Source organism: Yoonia sediminilitoris (genome assembly GCF_003058085.1).
GTDB classification, from domain to species: domain Bacteria; phylum Pseudomonadota; class Alphaproteobacteria; order Rhodobacterales; family Rhodobacteraceae; genus Yoonia; species Yoonia sediminilitoris.
In genome coordinates this window covers 111,034-129,442 of sequence record NZ_QBUD01000011.1, presented here as the reverse complement: position 1 = coordinate 129,442, position 18,409 = coordinate 111,034, and the positions used below count along the sequence as shown (strand labels likewise).

Below are 18,409 nucleotides of genomic sequence, written 5' to 3'. Positions count from 1 at the left end.
TTCCTTCCAAATCATTTAGTGTCTAGATACGTCGATCGGCGGATAGAACAAGGGGCCGCTCCTTAAACCTGTTCAAGCTCGATCAGGCAACCGTTGAAATCCTTGGGATGCAAAAACAGGACCGGCTTGCCATGCGCGCCAATCTTTGGCGCGCCCCCGCCCAGCACGCGGGCGCCCTCGGCCAGCAGATGGTCGCGGGCGGCAAGGATATCATCGACCTCGTAACATATATGATGGATGCCCCCCGACGGGTTCTTGTCCAGAAACCCCTGGATAGGGGATCCGTCGCCCAACGGGTACAGCAATTCGATCTTGGTATTGGGCAGGGTAATAAACACCACCGTCACCCCATGGTCAGGCTCGTCCTGCGGCGGGCCGACATCAGCGCCGAGCATCGTTCGATATTGGGCACTTGCGGCCTCCAGATCGGGCACCGCTATGGCGACATGGTTCAATCGTCCAATCATCTAGAGACTCCTTTTTTTGGCCAACATACTGCCTGCATCGGCAGGTGCAACGTGCATCGGAATTAAGGACCTGTTCACTTTGAACTGATTTGAATGAAGGACAAGACACCCAATAGGGAGAATCGCTATGAATGGCCTTGATGACCTGATGCTCACCCGTGCGCCGACGGCGCGGCGACCCCTTTTGGGCCTGACTGTGCTGGTTGTGGAAGACAGCCGATACGCCTGCGAGGCGCTGCGGATGTTGTGCCTGCGCTCGGGGGCCAGAATTCGCCGGGCCGACAGTCTGGAAAACGCGCACCGGCATCTGACCGTCTACCGACCGACAGTGTTGCTGGTCGATGTCGGGCTGCCGGACGGCTCTGGGCTTGAACTGATCCGGTCGCTGGCGGAAAGCAGCGGACGGATTGATGTAATTATCGGGATCAGTGGGGACACCGCAGTGGAACCCGACGTCATGAAGGCCGGGGCTGACGGCTTTATCGCAAAGCCCATTGAAAACCTGGCCGAATTCCAGAACGCCATTCTGCGCCACCTGCCCGCAGAAAGACAGCCCCCCGTCCCCCGCGAAATCCCCGATGAAATCGTGACACCTGATCCGGTCGCCTATCACGACGACCTGAACCATATCGCCCAAGTGCTGGCAGACGCAGATGGCAGCACCAATCTTGACTATGTGACGCAGTTCCTCAGCGGGGTCGCACGCAGCGCATCCGATGACGAACTTGATCTCGCCATCCGCGATCTGGACAGTCTGCGGCAAGGCGGCGCCAACCTTGACGCAAGCGTGGCGGCCCTGTCGGAGATGGTCCAGTCACGCATCGCGGCCAGTGGCCCCCTGTAGGGGCGATGCGACCTCAGCTCTCCGGTGGCAAAACCCGCAGGCGCAACTCGCGCAACTGTTCATTCTGTGGCTCTGACGGGGCGTCCATCATCAGGTCCTCGGCACGCTGGTTCATCGGGAACATGATGACTTCGCGAATATTCGATGCATCCGCCAGCAGCATGACAATCCGGTCAATACCAGCGGCGCAGCCACCGTGCGGCGGGGCACCATACTGGAACGCATTGACCATCCCTCCAAAGCGCTTTTCAACCTCGTCCTTGCCATAGCCCGCCAATTCAAACGCCTTGAACATGATCTCGGGGCGATGGTTCCGGATCGCACCCGACACCAGTTCATAGCCATTACAGGCCAGATCATACTGATAACCCAGCACCTCCAGCGGATCGCCCTCCAGTGCGTCCATCCCGCCTTGCGGCATCGAGAAAGGGTTATGCTCGAAATCAATCTTGCCGGTTTCCTCGTCCTGCTCGTAGATCGGGAAATCAACGACCCAGGCAAAGGCAAAGCGATTCTTGTCAGTCAGGCCCAATTCTTCGCCAATGACATTGCGGGCACGGCCTGCGACGGCCTCAAACGCCTTGGGCTTGCCGCCAAGGAAAAACGCGGCGTCGCCCAGACCAAGACCAAGCTGCTGGCGAATGGCTTCGGTGCGCTGTGGTCCAATGTTCTTGGCCAACGGACCGGCAGCTTCCATGCCGCCTTCCACTTCGCCCGATTTCAACTTCGCCTGTGCCTCTTTCACGGGAATGCCCAGTTCCTGTGCAACGGCATCGGCGGTCTTTTCGCGCCAGAAGATATAGCCCATCCCCGGCAACCCTTCTTTCTGGGCAAAGACATTCATCCGGTCGCAAAACTTGCGCGATCCTCCCGTCGGGGCAGGAATGGCGCGCACCTCGGTGCCTTCCTGCTCCAGGAGTTTTGCGAAAATCGCAAAACCGGAATCGCGGAAGTGGTCAGAGACCACTTGCATTTTAATGGGGTTGCGCAGGTCCGGCTTGTCAGAGCCATACCACAAGGCGGCATCGCGATAGGAAATCTGCTCCCACGTCTGGTCAACCTTGCGGCCACCCCCGAACTCTTCGAAAATGCCCGTCAGGACGGGCTGGATGGTATCAAACACATCCTGCTGTTCGACAAAGGACATCTCCAGATCCAACTGATAAAAATCCGTGGGCGAGCGGTCAGCGCGCGGGTCCTCATCACGGAAACAGGGGGCAATCTGGAAATATTTGTCATAACCCGACACCATGATCAGCTGTTTGAACTGCTGGGGTGCCTGAGGCAACGCATAGAACTTGCCGGGATGCAAACGCGACGGCACCAGAAAGTCGCGCGCGCCCTCGGGCGATGATGCGGTAATGATAGGCGTCTGATACTCGCGAAATCCACTGTCCCACATGCGGCGTCGCATGGATGCCACAACGTCAGAGCGCAACTTCATATTTTCCTGCATCGCCTCGCGGCGCAGATCCAGATAACGGTATTTCAGGCGGGTTTCCTCGGGGTATTCCTGATCACCAAACACCATCAGCGGCAGCTCTTTCGCAGCTCCCAGCACTTCAATATCACGGATGAACACTTCAATCTCGCCGGTCGGCAGCTTTGCGTTCACCAACTCAGGGTCACGCGCCTTCACTTCACCATCGATGCGGATACACCATTCCGAGCGGACCTTTTCTACATCGGCAAAGGCCGCCGAATCCGGATCGCACAGCACTTGCGTGATCCCATAGTGATCGCGCAGATCAATGAACAGGATGCCACCGTGATCGCGGACCCGATTGACCCACCCCGACAAACGAACAGTATCGCCCACTTGGGCGGCGGTCAGATCGGCACAGGTATGGCTGCGGTAGGCATGCATTGGAACAGGTCCTCAAAAAAGGTCAAATGGTCGGCCCGATACACCCCTTTGACCGCCCTATGTCAACCACCGGCTTCTTATGGCCAAAAATATCCGCGCCGCAGGCACGATTTTTAGCTAAAAATCGTCCGCCGCCGCTTGCGCCTGCACCGCCCATCCCTATAACGCAGGACAATTTGCACGACCACAGAGGGCCCGACCATGCCGAAGCGTACCGACATCAAGTCGATCATGATTATTGGCGCAGGCCCCATTATCATCGGACAGGCCTGCGAATTCGACTATTCCGGCGCACAAGCCTGCAAAGCCCTGCGCGAGGAAGGCTACCGTGTCATTCTGGTCAATTCCAACCCCGCCACGATCATGACCGACCCCGGGCTGGCAGATGCGACCTATATCGAACCGATCACACCTGAAGTAGTGGCCAAGATCATCGAAAAGGAACGCCCCGACGCGCTGCTGCCCACCATGGGCGGGCAAACCGGCCTGAACACGTCGCTGGCACTGGCTGACATGGGCGTGCTGGACAAATTCAATGTCGAAATGATCGGCGCCAAACGCGCAGCCATCGAAATGGCGGAAGACCGCAAACTCTTCCGCGAAGCGATGGACAGGCTGGGCATCGAAAACCCCAAGGCCACCATCATCACTGCGCCGCAGGTTGACGGCAAACGCGACATCAAGGCGGGGTTGCAACTGGCGATCGATGCGATCGAATATGTTGGCCTGCCCGCCATCATCCGCCCCGCCTTTACTCTTGGCGGCACCGGCGGCGGCGTGGCCTATAACCGCGAGGAATACGAACACTACTGCCGCACCGGGATGGAAGCCTCACCCGTCGGGCAAATCCTCGTCGATGAATCCCTGCTCGGCTGGAAAGAATTCGAGATGGAAGTCGTGCGCGACAAGGCCGACAACGCCATCATTGTCTGCGCCATCGAAAATGTGGACCCGATGGGCGTCCACACCGGCGACAGTATTACAGTCGCCCCGTCCCTGACCCTGACCGACAAGGAATATCAGATCATGCGTACGCACAGCATCAACGTGCTGCGCGAAATCGGGGTCGAAACCGGCGGATCAAACGTGCAGTGGGCCGTCAACCCCGCCGACGGGCGCATGGTCGTGATCGAGATGAACCCACGCGTCTCCCGCTCCTCCGCGCTGGCCTCCAAGGCGACAGGTTTCCCCATCGCCAAGATCGCAGCCAAACTGGCCGTCGGCTACACGCTGGACGAATTGGACAATGACATCACCGGCGTCACGCCAGCATCTTTTGAGCCCACAATCGACTATGTCGTCACTAAAATCCCGCGCTTTGCCTTTGAAAAATTCGCCGGATCAGAACCTTACCTGACCACCGCCATGAAATCCGTGGGCGAGGCGATGGCCATCGGTCGCACGATACACGAGTCGCTGCAAAAGGCGCTGGCGTCGATGGAAACCGGCCTCACCGGTTTTGACGAGATCGACATCCCCGGCGCGCCGGACGCCGCCGCGATCACCAAGGCACTCGCCCAACAGACCCCCGACCGCATCCGCGTGATCGCACAAGCGATCCGGCACGGCCTGTCTGACGATGACATCCATGCCGTCACAAAATTCGACCCTTGGTTCCTGGCCCGCATCCGCGAAATCATTGACGCCGAAGCCGACATTGCCAAAAACGGCCTGCCGCTCGACGAAACCGGCCTGCGCAACATCAAGATGATGGGTTTTACAGACGCCCGCCTTGCCAAGCTGACCGGACGGGACGAAGACAACGTGCGCCGCGCGCGCCTGAACCTTGGCGTCAAGGCCGTGTTCAAGCGCATCGACACCTGCGGCGCCGAGTTCGAGGCGCAAACGCCCTATATGTACTCCACCTACGAAAACCCCGTCATGGGTGAAGTGGAGTGCGAGGCGCGCCCGTCCAACCGCAAAAAAGTCGTCATCCTTGGCGGCGGGCCTAACCGCATTGGCCAAGGGATCGAGTTCGATTATTGCTGCTGTCACGCCTGTTTCGCCCTGACCGATCAAGGCTTCGAGACCATCATGATCAACTGCAACCCCGAAACGGTCAGCACCGATTATGACACCTCCGACAGGCTCTATTTCGAACCGCTCACCTTTGAACATGTAATGGAAATTCTGCGTGTCGAACAGGACAATGGCACCCTGCATGGCGTCATCGTCCAATTCGGCGGACAAACCCCGCTGAAGCTCGCCAATGCACTGCATGACGCGGGCATCCCGATCCTCGGGACGACACCTGACGCCATTGATCTGGCAGAAGATCGCGAGCGTTTCCAGCAGCTTGTGCAGAAACTGGGACTGAAACAGCCGCACAATGGCATCGCATCGACGGATACCGAGGCACTTGAGATTGCCGAAAGCATCGGTTTCCCCCTCGTGATCCGCCCGTCGTTCGTGCTGGGTGGCCGCGCGATGGAAATCGTCCGCGATATGGACCAGTTGCGCCGCTATATCTCCGAGGCGGTCGTCGTCTCCGGCAAAAGCCCGGTGCTGCTTGACAGCTACCTGTCGGGTGCGGTCGAGGTTGACGTGGATTGCCTGTCAGACGGCACCGCAACCCACGTGGCCGGCATCATGCAGCACATCGAAGAGGCGGGCGTGCATTCGGGCGACAGCGCCTGTTCGCTGCCCCCCTATTCCCTGTCTGACGCTATGATTGCGGAAATCCGCAGCCAGACCGAAAAGCTGGCAAAGGCGCTGAACGTCGTTGGCCTGATGAACATCCAGTTCGCGGTCAAGGATGAAGAGGTCTACCTGATCGAGGTGAACCCCCGCGCATCCCGGACCGTGCCTTTTGTGGCCAAGGCGACGGACAGCGCGATTGCCTCCATCGCCGCGCGCCTGATGGCGGGCGAACCTTTGTCAAACTTCCCGCTGCGCGATCCCTACCCCGAAACCGAAAACCCGATGGACGTGCTGCCGCTGGGCGATGCCTTTACGCTGGCCGACCCAAAAACGCCGTGGTTCTCGGTGAAAGAGGCGGTGCTTCCGTTTGCCCGTTTCCCAGGTGTCGATACGATATTGGGGCCGGAAATGCGCTCAACCGGGGAAGTCATGGGCTGGGACAGGTCATTCCCCCGTGCCTTCCTCAAGGCGCAGATGGGCGCGGGCAGCAACCTGCCGACCAGCGGTACCGTGTTCATTTCAATTAAGGACGCCGACAAAACGGCGGATATGTCTGACGCGTGCAAAATCCTCCTTGATCTGGGGTTTGACATTGTCGCGACACGCGGGACAGCTGCGTGGTTGAGTGAAAACAATCTTGATTGCGAAGTGGTTAACAAAGTCTATGAGGGCGGGCTGACCATCGTTGACCGGCTCAAAGACGGGCACATCGCGCTGGTGTTCAACACCACCGAAGGGGCCGCCGCCGTGGACGACAGCCGGTCGATCCGTGCTGTCGCACTATACGACAAAATCCCCTACTTCACGACCGCCGCCGCATCCCACGCCGCCGTGCTGGCGATGCAGGCCCGCGAAGAGGGCGATGTTGGCGTGAGGTCGTTGCAGGGATAATGCTGGATTCCTGCCGTTGAACACAAAACGCTAGAGATTAATTTTCAACTAGAAGCAATATTCGGAAAAGCAAAGTCTTTAACGTTCGATATGGGGTCGGCAGGGGATGCTCTGCGAGATTTCAAACAAAAAGTCGATCCGTTCAGCAAAGATAATCTCAATACACCACTCGCAATAGAGTGCGCCATAGCCAGTTGGTCTGTCGTTGATTGGATATTCTCGCACCATGGGAGACGTCTAGGATTCAGTAGGCTTAGACCTTTGCAAGATCAGATGAAAAGTGATTGCGAAAGTATTACATTTCTTCAGGATATTGCGAATGCACGCAAGCATAGAAAGATGACTTTTTATGTACCGAGGGTGAAGTCAACAAGGAGCCATCATGGGGATTTCAGCAATAATGGCGACTGGCATAGGGAAGATTTCGATGTCTCTCGGTTGGTTTTTGTGCTGAAACAGGTGAGCATGACTTCTTAAAGATCCTTTCGAAAACTCTATCATATTATGACGCCTACTTTAGGAAGCACAAAATAAGCTGAAACGATGAACTTCTTGTTAGGTTTCCTTGATAGACGGCAACTGTGCCCCGGTTCAGTCGAACATTGAAGTTGGATCACGCGACGTATGTAAGCCAAACATAAGATCCGTAGCAAAAAAATTGCAACGCCGCGCTCTGACCTCTGGGTGGGTGCGAAAGCGCCCTCCCATGGGAAGGTCCTGGCGCTGCCCGGCTTTGCCGGGCTTTGTAGTCACCAGCACGCACCCTTGTACGAACGTCACCTTCCATGCCTTGCCATGGACATGGGCCCTGCCCTGCACATAAACTCCCCCAAATTCACAGCGGGGCCATCATGTACGACGTTGCCATCACGGGAACCGGGGTATTCACCCCGTCACAGATCATCACCAATGACGAACTTGTCGTGGCCTTCAACGCCTACGCCGACCGGTGGAACGCCGAAAATGCGGACGCCATCGCAGCGGGCCAGTTAGAGGCCAAGACCCATTCATCGAGCGAATTCATTGTGGCCGCGTCGGGGATCGAACAGCGCTATGTGCTGGACAAAGACGGCGTGCTGGACCCCGCGCGCATGTTCCCCAGCCTTGCTGCCCGCCCCGATGATGAACCCGGCTATATGGCCGAAATCGGCGTGGATGCGGCGAAAAAGGCGCTTGCAGCGGCTGGCGTGGACGCAGGCGACGTTGACCTGGTAATCTGCGCGGCCTCAAACATGGAACGCGCCTACCCGGCAATTGGTGTTGAAACTCAACAGCTTCTGGGCGCGGGCGGTTTTGCCTTCGACATGAATGTGGCCTGCTCTAGTGCCACTTTCGGGATTCAGACAGCCACGGACATGATCCGCGCAGGCTCGATCCGCCGCGCACTGGTGATCAACCCCGAGATTTGTTCCGCCCATCTGGAATGGCGCGACCGCGATTGCCATTTCATCTTTGGCGACGTGGCCACAGCGACGCTGCTCGAGCGCGATGACGCGCTGGTGGGTCCATATTTCAAAGTGCTTTCCACCCGCTGCGCGACCCAGTTCAGCAACAATATTCGCAACAATAACGGTTACTTGCGCCGCACCCACGACCAGATGGAAGACCGCCGCGACATGCAGTTCATGCAAAACGGGCGTAAAGTCTTCAAAGAGGTGCTGCCGCTGGTCAGCCAACATATCGCCGACCATATGGCCGAAACCGGGGTTGATCCGGGCGACCTGCGCCGCCTCTGGCTGCATCAGGCCAACAAGACCATGAACGACTACATCGGCAAAAAGGTGCTGGGCCGTACCCCCGCAGATGGCGAGCAGCCCAATATCCTTCAGGATTACGCCAACACGTCATCGGCCGGATCGATCATTGCCTTTTCCAAACATTCCAGCGACTTGGTGCCGGGCGACAGGGGGTTGATCTGTTCCTTCGGGGCGGGCTATTCGGTGGGCTCAGTTATTCTCGAAAAGGTTTAATCCTCATGCGCATCACTATTATCATCACTGCCCTTCTGACACTCGCCGCATGTGGTGTACCCTTGGTGCCGCTGGTCTGAACATCGTTAAAAATGGCCCCGAAAGCGCAGCCTAGCCAGTCCTTCAGAATGAACTGGCCTGCATTGGCGCACCGGCGCGATCGCAAGCGAAAATCGGCGCGTTTGCCGGATCATGCAGGCTTGCAAAATAGAGTTTGAAAACGGTAATGAAGACGCATGGCCAAGCTCTACTTCAATTATTCCACAATGAACGCGGGCAAATCGACTGTCCTGCTGCAGGCGTCGCACAATTATATCGAGCGCGGGATGAAGACCTACCTTCTGATAGCCCAGCTTGACAATCGGGCTGGCGACGGCCGGATTGGCAGCCGCATCGGTATTGGCGCGAACGCGGATACATTTGCACCGGGCGAAGATCTTTACGACAAGATCAAGGTCAGGCTGCAGAAAGACCAATGCGCCTGCGTCTTTGTGGACGAAGCCCAGTTTCTAGAGCGCCAACAGGTCTGGCAGTTGGCCCGCGCCGTGGACGACCTGAACGTACCTGTCATGACTTTTGGCCTGCGCGTGGATTTCATGGGCAAACTGTTTCCGGGTTCTGCCGCCCTGCTGGCGCTGGCCGACGAAATGCGCGAAGTCCGCACGATTTGTCATTGCGGCAAGAAAGCCACGATGGTGGTGCGCAAAGACGAATACGGGCAGGTGCTGACCAGCGGCGATCAGGTGGCGATCGGGGGCAACGAACGCTATGTCTCGCTATGCCGCAGGCATTGGCGCGAAGAGATGGGCGAACAAAAAAACGTGGAAAAGGCCGCACGGTAGCGCGCTGGCTTCAGTAAAAACTCTGCGGATCGATATCGATTGTCAGGCGCAGATTTGTGGGCAACCGGAATTGCCCTGCCCATGCCGAAAGCGCCTTTTGCAATGGCACCCCCTTGTCAGCCTTGACCAGCAGCCGCACCCGATGGCGCCCCCGGACCCGCGCAATCGGGGCAGGTGCCGGCCCGAAAACCTGCGCACCTATCTGACGCAATGGTGCGTCGCGGCGCGCCATTTCTCCACCCAGATCGAACACCTCCTGCACGTTCGGGCTGCTCAGGATGATCCCGGCCATGCGGCCATAAGGGGGCACACCGGCCGCCTTGCGCTCAGCCGCCTCTGCCGCCCAAAAACTTTCCTCATCCCCTGCCAGGATTGCGCGAATGACCGCATGTTCGGGCTGATATGTCTGCAACAATGCCTCGCCGGGTATTTCCGCGCGCCCTGCCCGGCCCGCCACCTGCCGCATCAGTTGAAACGTGCGTTCCGCCGCGCGCAGGTCCGACCCTTGCAGGCCAAGATCAGCATCAATCACACCGACAAGGGTCAGCAAAGGAAAGTTATGCCCTTTGGCAACCAGTTGGGTGCCAATAATAATGTCCGTCCCACCGTCGGCAATCTCTTCAATATGGGCCTTCATCGCGCGGGCAGACCCGTAGAGGTCCGAAGAAAGCACGGCGACCCGCGCCTTTGGAAACAGCGCGGTAATCTCTTCGCCCATCCGTTCCACACCGGGGCCAACAGCGCTAAGCCGGTCCTCGGCGCCGCAACTGGGGCAAACCGTCGGCATCGGCTTTGTTTCGCCGCACTGGTGGCACATCAGACGCTTGAGAAAGCGATGTTCGACCATACGGGCATCACAGTCGTCACAGCCGATCTGGTGGCCGCAGGCCCGGCAGAGTGTAATCGGGGCGTAGCCCCGTCTATTCAGAAAGACCAACGATTGTTCACCGCGGTCCAGCCGCGTCTGGATCGCGGCCCGCAAGGTCGGCGACACCCATTTGCCCCCCGGCACATTCTCGACCCGCATATCAATTGCGGCCATTTTGGGCATCACCGCAGCCCCAAAGCGCGATGTCAGTTCCAGCCGCTGATACTTGCCTGCCTCTACATTTGCCCAGCTTTCCAGCGACGGCGTGGCCGAGGCCAGCACCACCTGCGCCCCGTTGATCGCTGCGCGCAGCACCGCCATGTCGCGGGCGTTATAGAGCACCCCATCCTCTTGCTTGTAGGAGGTGTCATGTTCTTCATCGACCACGATCAGGCCGAGGTTCTGATAGGGTAGAAACAGCGCCGACCGCGCACCAACAACCAGTTGCGCATCACCTTGGCCGACCATCCGCCAGCAGCGGCGGCGCTCGGTCATGGTCACGCCGGAATGCCACTCGGCAGGCTTCATGCCAAAGCGCGCCTCGACCCGGTTGATAAATTCGCCTGAAAGCGCAATTTCGGGCAGCAGTACCAGCGCCTGCCGCCCCATGCGCAGACATTCAGCGACCGCCTCCAGATAGACTTCCGTCTTGCCGGACCCTGTAACCCCTTTCAGCAGAGTTGTACCGTAGGTGTCAGTGCGCAACGCAGCGCGCAACGCCTCAGCCCCTGCCGCCTGATCATCGCTCAGCGTCTTGCCACCATAGTCCGGATCAAGTCGGGGATAGGGCGTATCGCGCGGCGCCTCCTCCTCGGCGACAGCCCCCAGTTTCACAAGGCCCTTGACCACCGACGTGCCCACATCAGCCATCTCGGCAAGTTCGCGCAGCGTGAAAGAAAGACCACCATAGTCGCGCAAAACGCCCAACACCTTTTCGCGGGCGGCGGTCATCCGGTCTGGGGCCTGCCCGCCCAGTCGATAGATTTTGCGCATGGACTGCGGATCGCCCAGCCCCGGCGCACGTGTCGCCAGTCGCAACATCGCGGGCATCGGTGTCAGCGTATATTCCGCCGCGCGGCTCAGAAAGATGCGCATCTCATCACGCATCGGGGCCACGTCCAGTACGCGGATCACCGACCGGATTTTGGCACGGTCATAATCACCTTTGCCCTGTCGCCAGACCACCCCCAGCACCTTGCGCGGGCCCAATGGCACTTCGACGAAGGCACCGACATGACAGCCGCCCTCGGGCGCTTTATAGTCCAGCAAACGGTCAAGCGGTTGCGTTGTCAGAACGCCCACCAGTTCGCCTTCGTGGAAAAAGCCCTCGTTCATGTCTGCGGCAATCTATTCGGGGTTCCTGCGACCATCTAACTGAGGTAAACGAGGCCCGAGGAAACGCCAACCCATTGCCGGAGAGTTAAGATGAAGTTTTTCGTAGACACAGCCGAGATTGACCAGATCAGGGAACTGAATGATCTGGGAATGGTTGACGGGGTCACGACAAATCCCTCGCTGATCGCCAAGTCAGGCCGCGATATCCTTGAAGTCACAAAAGAGATCTGTGACATGATTGATGGCCCCGTGTCCGCCGAAGTCGTGGCCCTTGACGCCGAAACCATGCTGGCCGAAGGCCGCAAGCTGGCCAAGATCGCTGACAATATTGCCGTCAAAGTGCCGCTGACATGGGCCGGTTTGCAGACCTGCAAGGCGCTCTCGGACGAGGGCACGATGGTCAATGTGACGCTGTGTTTCTCGGCTAATCAGGCGCTTTTGGCTGCCAAGGCAGGTGCGACCTTTATCAGCCCCTTTATCGGACGTCTGGATGACCTGAACATGGACGGGCTGGAACTGATCGAGGACATCCGCACGATCTATGACAACTACGGGTTTGAAACCCAGATCCTTGCGGCCTCCATCCGCTCGGCCAACCACATGAGCGATTGCGCCAAGATCGGCGCCGATGTGGCCACGGCCCCGCCTGCCGTGATCAAGGCGATGGCGAACCATGTGCTGACCGACAAGGGCCTTGCCGGCTTCATGGCCGATGTCGAAAAGGCCGGAATCAAAATCCTGTAAACCCGCCTGTGCAGGCACCATCAAGTCAGACGTCGGCAACCGTGTGTTCGCCGGCGTCTTTCCTTTTGGCGGCTTGGCAGGGCGTTGAACAGGAGCGGCACCATTTTCTCAGGTCCTGTCCGAACAGATGCCGCTGATGCAGCGGTGCCGCCCAAAACAAAGTCGCCGGAATGTCTAACTGAGTTTGCGTGCCGCCAACATCTGGTTGATTTCACGGCGGACAAGCTTGCGCACATTGCGCGATATCCGCTCGCCCACTTCGCCAGTCAGTTCCTCGTGCACGATTTCGACGATCAGTTCGCGCAGGGCGGCCTGATCAATCCTGCTGCCGCCCTCGGGGAAGAACGCCTTGAGCTCATCGTCAGGCTGAAACGTCCCATCGGCGGCAAAAACGGCATCCTCTGTCGTGTCGGCCTGAATCGGTTCTTCGCCATCACTGGTGTCAGGCGAGTCGGTATCTTCAAAGAATGACGTGGCTTCGGGCGCAGCAAAGGCGCTCACTGCCCAATCCTCATTATCAATGGTTTCGCCTTCATCGGCTTCCCAATCTTCGGGCTGCTTGGTGACTGCGGCCTCAAGCTCTGCCAATGTTGCATCAAGCCCAGCCAACTCCTCTGTTTGGGGTGGTGGGTCAAGATGGAGAATATTGTCGGCAGATTCAGTCTGGTCCGACGTGGGCACCTGCGCTGTTGCAGATGGCTCTTCGCTGGCTGTCTCTTCTATCCGTAAGGACGGGGTCAGGATGAAGCGCTCGGGCGGTTGGACGGGATTGGGTGTCTCGTTTGCCGTTGCGTCATCAGTCCGGTCGTTTTTCAAAACCAACTTCCGAACCGAAGACATCACTTCATCGATCTCATCCGTATTTGACTTGTTGGACATGTTTCATCCTAAGATTGCGCCGCCCCCTTACGACAGCCTAGCGCAATTGCATGTTTCGAACAACAGATTGTGTCAGTCGCCGATCGCGCGCAACACACGATCCAGCGCCCGCCCCTGTTCAGAGATCGCGGTGGGCGCCTGTTTCGCCAGATTGTAATATTCAGACGGGTCATATTGCTGGACCGGCAGATTCAGGTGGTCTGCATTCAAAAGCCCCATCGACGACAAGACCGAATAGGATGCAATCACCTCTTCGGCCTGCGCAGAGATCAGATTCGCGCGGGCATCCAGCAACTCCTGTTCAGCATTCAACACGTCCAATGTTGTCCGCGAGCCCAGCGTCGCCTCTTCGCGGACGCCATCAAACGCGACCTGCGCCGCCCTGATTTGCTGATTTGACGCAAGGCTAGACGCGCGTGCCACGGCAAGGAACGAATAGGCATTGCCGACTTCCTGCGCGACTCCCTGCGTCGTCACCAGTAACCCAGAGCGGGTTGCGTCACGGCGTGACATGAACTGGCGGATCTGGCTCGACAGGCGACCCCCGTTATAGATCGGGCCGCTTGCCTGAATGCCGATGGTCCGGGAATCGTCGCCTTCGGGGTCAACGGAAACGGACCCTTGCAAGCTGACCGTTGGTTTGAGCGCCGCTTCGGCGCGACGAATATTCAACTCTGCCGCGCTGACAGCGTGCTGCGCTTGCAGGATGTCGGGGTGATTGCGGACCGAAAACGCCTTGGCATCGGCCATGCTGCGCGAAACGGGTGCCGGGGATACGGCTGCAAGCCCAGACGGCATGCGCCCTACGGCGGCGCGGTATTCCTCGGCAGAGCGGGCAAGCGTTCCCTCTGCGGCGGCAAGCTGGCTTCTGGCTGCGGCAAGCCGCGCCTCTGCCAATGCTACATCCGTGCGGGTCACTTCGCCCACGTCAAAACGGTCTTGGGCAGCGCGGAATTCCTGCGTGATGAGACGCACGTTGTTTTGGCGCAAGGACACGAATTCACTGTCGCGGCGCACGCTCATATAGGCCTGCACTGCGCGCAAAAGTACATCCTGTTCGACACTGCGCAGCGACTCGCGAGTGCCCAGAATGGTTTCTTTCTGGGATTCGACGGCAAGCTGGTTGGCGCCCCCATCATAAAGCACCAAAGACGCGGAAATCTGTGCGTTCGCCTGAATAAGGTCGGTTGCGGGGTTGCGGGGGCTGGTAGACGAGGCATTCAAAGTCCAGCCAATGACCGGCAGGGTCGCGGCAACAGCCTGCGCCAAATCCTCGTCAGCGGCCCTGAGCAATGCACGGTTCTGCTCCAGCAGGCCGGAATTGGTGTAGGCTGCGGTCAGCGCATCGGCAAGCGTCTCTGCCTGCGATGCACTTGCGGCGCCAATTGAAAGGAAGATGGCAGCAATTGCCATCTTTGTCTGCCTCATCATCGTGATGTCCTCACCGTTATATTTTTCAATACTTTAGGCCACCAACTTCATCGAAAATAGGGCTAAAGCGTAAAGACTGGCTTTTTTGCAAATTCCTGTAGCATTGGTGCACTAGCGTTGAACGCATACCGCCAGTTCACCATATCATCGATCTTGTGACCAACCCGAACCACCCCTAATGTTCCTTCGGCAAAGATGCAGGCAATCCGCCCGCCATCGCGCAATTGGTCCAGCAGTCCCTGCGGTACGTCTTCGACCGCGCCGTTTATCAGGATGATGTCGTAAGGCCCTGATTTTGCTGACCCTTCATTCAAGGTCCCCGCGATGACTGCGGCGTTGTCGATCCCAAGCTCTGACAAAAGGCTTTGTGCTTCGTCCGCGCGGGTCGCGTCATCCTCGACGCCGACCACGAATGCGCACAGGCGCGCCAGAACCGCCGTCGAATATCCCAGCCCGCACCCCAAATCGAGCGCGACATGGCCGGGCTGGATGTCCAGCGCTTCAAGCATCTTGGCAAAGGTGCGCGGGTCCAGCAGGGTGCGCCCGTCTCCCAGATCAAGATTTTCGCCAATATAGGCCGCCTCGCGCAGCGCGCCGGGCACAAAGCTTTCGCGGGGCACCGACAACATGGCGTCAATAATGGGGAATTTCGTCACATCGGACGGGCGCACTTGCGTGTCGACCATCATTGTACGGCGGGCGGCATAGTCAGTCACGGGCAGGACTCTTTTGTTCTGAACAATAGTCCTGTCATGCCACAGATGGGCAGTTGCGGCAACGGGCGAACCGTGCAAATTGAACGAACAATTTTTTGCCCGCAAAACAAGGGCGTGATTAGGGTCAGGACCCTAGTCGACCAAGGCACCAGCCAGCGAATTGGGGCTGTCCTCAATTATCTTGACCCGGCGCACCTGCCCCAACACTTCGGCGGGGGCCTTTGCATAGACGGCATGCAGATATTCGGACTTGCCGATCATCTGGCCAACTTCGCGGCCTGCCTTTTCAAACAGGACCTTGACCTCGCGACCAACCATCGACGCCTGTGTCGCCTGCTGCTGTTCGCGTAACAAGGCTTGCAGCCGTTGCAGCCGTTCGTTCATCACGTCCTCTGGCAGTTGCGGTTTTTCAGCGGCGGGGGTGCCCGGACGGGTCGAATATTTGAACGAATATGCCTGTCCGTAATGCACATCGCGGACCAGTTGCATGGTATCTTCGAAATCCTGATCGGTTTCGCCCGGAAAGCCGACAATGAAGTCGCCCGACAGCAGAATGTCTGGCCGGGCAGCGCGAATCCGTTCGATCAAACGCAAGTAGTTTTCGGCGGTATGCTTGCGATTCATTGCCTTCAGGATCCGGTCAGAGCCGGATTGCACAGGTAAATGAAGATAGGGCATCAGCTTGTCGCAGGTGCCGTGCGCCGCGATCAGCGCCTCATCCATATCATTGGGGTGACTGGTGGTGAAACGGATGCGGGCAAGCCCGTCAATCTTGTCGAGCGCCCAGATCAGGCCCGCAAGCCCCTGCGGATGGCCGTGATAGGCATTCACATTCTGGCCCAGCAGGGTGATCTCGCGCACGCCCTGATCCACCAGTTCCTGTGCTTCACGGAAGATTCGGTCAGCGGGGCGCGATACTTCGGCACCACGGGTGTAGGGAACAACGCAAAAGGCGCAGAATTTGTCGCAACCTTCCTGCACAGTCAGGAATGCGGTCGGACCCCGCTTGGCCTTGGCGCGGGATCTGAGCGTGTCGAATTTGTCATCCTCTGGAAAATCCGTGTCTAGCGCCTTCTCTCCGCTGCGCACAGCATCATCCATGGCAGGCAGGCGGTGATAGCTTTGCGGACCGACGACCAGATCAACCAAGGGCTGACGGCGCATGATCTCCTGGCCTTCTGCCTGCGCGACACAGCCCGCGACACCGATTTTCAGGTCAGGCTTTTCGGCCTTCAGGCCCTTGAAACGCCCCAGTTCGGAATAGACCTTTTCGGCGGCCTTTTCGCGGATGTGGCAGGTATTGAGCAGGATCATATCGGCATCGTCCGCGGTATCCGTCGGCACATAACCTTTGGCACCCAGCGCCTCGGCCATGCGTTCGCTGTCGTAGACATTCATCTGACAGCCATATGTTTTGATAAAAAGCTTTTTGGGCGCGGACATGGATCAGCTCTTTTATAAAGGAGAATTGCGGCCTTCTAGCGCCTTGGACAGATGCTTGCAATGCAAGGCACATTGGGCGAGTTTGCGCCAATTCCGGAAAAGATCGGTGGCCATGCACTATCCAGACTTGTCAGCCTTGATCGCAGATCGCAGGCGCGCCTTGGCAAAAGGCCCGATCGCCCTTGTCCTTGTCGAAGACGAGGTCGAAGTCGCCAGCACGTTTGACCACCTGCAAAACTGCGGATTCGCCAAGATCATTGCCTTTGCGGCAGCCGATATGGATATCCCTGCAGAAATCGACCGCGTCGATCATGAAGTGCTGACCGATCTTGCCTTGGTGGAGATTGTGAACGCTGTGATCGGTGCCGCACCGGGGCAATGGATTCACTACTGTTTCAACGGCGAATATCTGTTCTATCCCTTTTGCGAAGACCGCAGCGTGGGTGAACTGGCAGCTTTTTGTACCGAGGAACGGCGCGATACGGTGCTGACGTATGTCGTGGACCTTTATGCCAATGATCTGACGGCCTTTCCCGACGGCGTGAACAAGGCCGCAGCCTATCTGGATAAATCCGGCTACTACGCGCTGGCCCGCAAGGACGAGACAGGCGGTTTTCTGGACCGGCAACTGGATTTTTTTGGCGGGTTGCGCTGGCGGTTCGAAGAACACGTGGCCACACACCGGCGCCGGATTGACCGGATGTCCCTGTTCAAGGCCGCGCCTGATTTGCGGATGGGCCCGGATCGGCGGTTTAATCTGTCCGAACATAACACATACGCCTGCCCCTGGCACAACAGCCCGACGGCGGCCGTGTGCTCATTTCGCACTGCCAAGGCCCTGCGCCGCAATCCCGGAAGCCGCGATCAGATTGGCAACCTGTGCTGGCAATACACGGCTCGCTTCAATTGGCACTCACAGCAGCTTTTCGATCTTGGCCTGATGGAGCCAGGGCAGTGGTTTTAGGCGGGGATGGATCAAGATCCATCTTACGATGCTGCAATGACGAATGAGGCCACTCGGTTGGGCGCTTGACAAGACCCGCGTGCACAGGCGCCGCCAAGATGAGATGCATGTGCAGCGCAAAATCCTCGTCATCGCGGATGACATGTTCCCAGAACCTGCGCTGCCAAATCCCCTTTTCGCCGCGGCGCTGGTGATTTGGGGCAATGTAGTCAGGTGCAGGCACATGGCGCGAAAAGGTGGATTTTATCAAGCGCCAGCGTTTGGAAAACCCCGCATCCCCATTTGGCAATGTCCAGATCATGTGCAGCTTGCCGGGCAGGATGACAGCCCCGACGATATCAAACGGCCAGCGTTTCTTGCACAGCTTCGTTGCGTCGCGCAGCACATCGATCCGCCTGATCAACAGGTCAGATCGCGGGTCCTGCAAGCGCACGGTAAAGAAATAGGTGCCCCCTGGCACGTAGCGGCGTCGATAATTTGTCATTATCGCAATCTGCGCGACCATCGT

At 58.3% G+C, this 18,409-nt stretch carries 14 protein-coding genes; 6 read left to right on the top strand and 8 right to left on the bottom strand.

Annotated elements, in window-relative coordinates; all coding sequences use genetic code 11:
- Positions 1-62: 62 nt before the first annotated feature.
- A complete protein-coding gene (gene mce / locus C8N45_RS17400) occupies positions 63-467 on the bottom strand; it encodes a methylmalonyl-CoA epimerase (protein ID WP_108387529.1) in 405 nt (134 codons plus the stop codon).
- 127 nt (positions 468-594) lie between these two features.
- Here mce and C8N45_RS17395 point away from each other — a divergent pair, with 127 nt between their 5' ends.
- Positions 595-1,311, top strand: coding sequence for a response regulator (locus C8N45_RS17395; protein WP_108387528.1), 717 nt, complete (start codon positions 595-597; stop codon positions 1,309-1,311).
- Between the two features lie 13 nt (positions 1,312-1,324).
- On the opposite strand, the gene aspS is transcribed toward C8N45_RS17395, so the two are convergent.
- Positions 1,325-3,178: an aspartate--tRNA ligase gene (aspS, locus tag C8N45_RS17390; RefSeq protein ID WP_108387527.1), complete on the bottom strand. Its 1,854-nt coding sequence runs from the start codon at positions 3,176-3,178 to the stop codon at positions 1,325-1,327.
- A 201-nt stretch (positions 3,179-3,379) separates the two neighbouring features.
- Between aspS and carB the strand changes: the two genes are divergently transcribed.
- The 3 genes from carB (at position 3,380) to C8N45_RS17370 (ending at position 9,521) form a co-directional block, all read left to right on the top strand.
- Positions 3,380-6,709, top strand: coding sequence for a carbamoyl-phosphate synthase large subunit (gene carB, locus C8N45_RS17385; protein WP_108387526.1), 3,330 nt, complete (start codon positions 3,380-3,382; stop codon positions 6,707-6,709).
- An 851-nt stretch (positions 6,710-7,560) separates the two neighbouring features.
- Positions 7,561-8,679 (top strand): beta-ketoacyl-ACP synthase III, encoded by a 1,119-nt coding sequence (locus C8N45_RS17375; RefSeq protein ID WP_108387524.1) that lies wholly within the window; start codon positions 7,561-7,563, stop codon positions 8,677-8,679.
- A gap of 236 nt (positions 8,680-8,915) precedes the next feature.
- The gene (locus tag C8N45_RS17370; protein WP_108387523.1) at positions 8,916-9,521 is read left to right on the top strand and encodes a thymidine kinase; all 606 of its coding nucleotides are present in this window, start codon (positions 8,916-8,918) and stop codon (positions 9,519-9,521) included.
- A gap of 10 nt (positions 9,522-9,531) precedes the next feature.
- Here the strand turns inward: C8N45_RS17370 and C8N45_RS17365 are convergent, their stop codons facing one another.
- Positions 9,532-11,724 (bottom strand): primosomal protein N', encoded by a 2,193-nt coding sequence (locus tag C8N45_RS17365; protein ID WP_108387522.1) that lies wholly within the window; start codon positions 11,722-11,724, stop codon positions 9,532-9,534.
- 90 nt (positions 11,725-11,814) lie between these two features.
- On the opposite strand from C8N45_RS17365, the gene fsa reads away from it, so the two are divergent.
- Complete coding sequence (gene fsa, locus C8N45_RS17360; protein ID WP_108387521.1) at positions 11,815-12,468, top strand: fructose-6-phosphate aldolase; 654 nt, start codon at positions 11,815-11,817, stop codon at positions 12,466-12,468.
- 174 nt (positions 12,469-12,642) lie between these two features.
- Here the strand turns inward: fsa and C8N45_RS17355 are convergent, their stop codons facing one another.
- The 4 genes from C8N45_RS17355 to miaB all read right to left on the bottom strand — a co-directional run bounded on the left by C8N45_RS17355 (position 12,643) and on the right by miaB (position 16,937).
- On the bottom strand, positions 12,643-13,347 hold the full coding sequence (locus tag C8N45_RS17355) for a hypothetical protein (protein ID WP_108387520.1): 705 nt from the start codon (positions 13,345-13,347) through the stop codon (positions 12,643-12,645).
- Positions 13,348-13,419: 72 nt separating this feature from the next.
- Entirely contained in the window at positions 13,420-14,778 is a 1,359-nt protein-coding gene (locus C8N45_RS17350; RefSeq protein WP_108387519.1) for a TolC family outer membrane protein, read from the bottom strand.
- A gap of 62 nt (positions 14,779-14,840) precedes the next feature.
- Positions 14,841-15,494, bottom strand: a complete 654-nt coding sequence (locus tag C8N45_RS17345) for a protein-L-isoaspartate O-methyltransferase family protein (RefSeq protein ID WP_108387557.1) — start codon at positions 15,492-15,494, stop codon at positions 14,841-14,843.
- 132 nt (positions 15,495-15,626) lie between these two features.
- Positions 15,627-16,937 carry a tRNA (N6-isopentenyl adenosine(37)-C2)-methylthiotransferase MiaB gene (miaB, locus tag C8N45_RS17340; RefSeq protein WP_108387518.1) on the bottom strand — a complete coding sequence of 437 codons (1,311 nt, stop codon included), beginning with the start codon at positions 16,935-16,937 and terminating at the stop codon, positions 15,627-15,629.
- A 112-nt stretch (positions 16,938-17,049) separates the two neighbouring features.
- On the opposite strand from miaB, the gene C8N45_RS17335 reads away from it, so the two are divergent.
- Positions 17,050-17,901 carry a hypothetical protein gene (locus C8N45_RS17335; protein WP_108387517.1) on the top strand — a complete coding sequence of 284 codons (852 nt, stop codon included), beginning with the start codon at positions 17,050-17,052 and terminating at the stop codon, positions 17,899-17,901.
- On the opposite strand, the gene C8N45_RS17330 is transcribed toward C8N45_RS17335, so the two are convergent.
- On the bottom strand, positions 17,840-18,385 hold the full coding sequence (locus C8N45_RS17330; RefSeq protein ID WP_181868954.1) for an REP-associated tyrosine transposase: 546 nt from the start codon (positions 18,383-18,385) through the stop codon (positions 17,840-17,842). The genes C8N45_RS17335 and C8N45_RS17330 overlap by 62 nt on opposite strands.
- Positions 18,386-18,409: the final 24 nt, after the last annotated feature.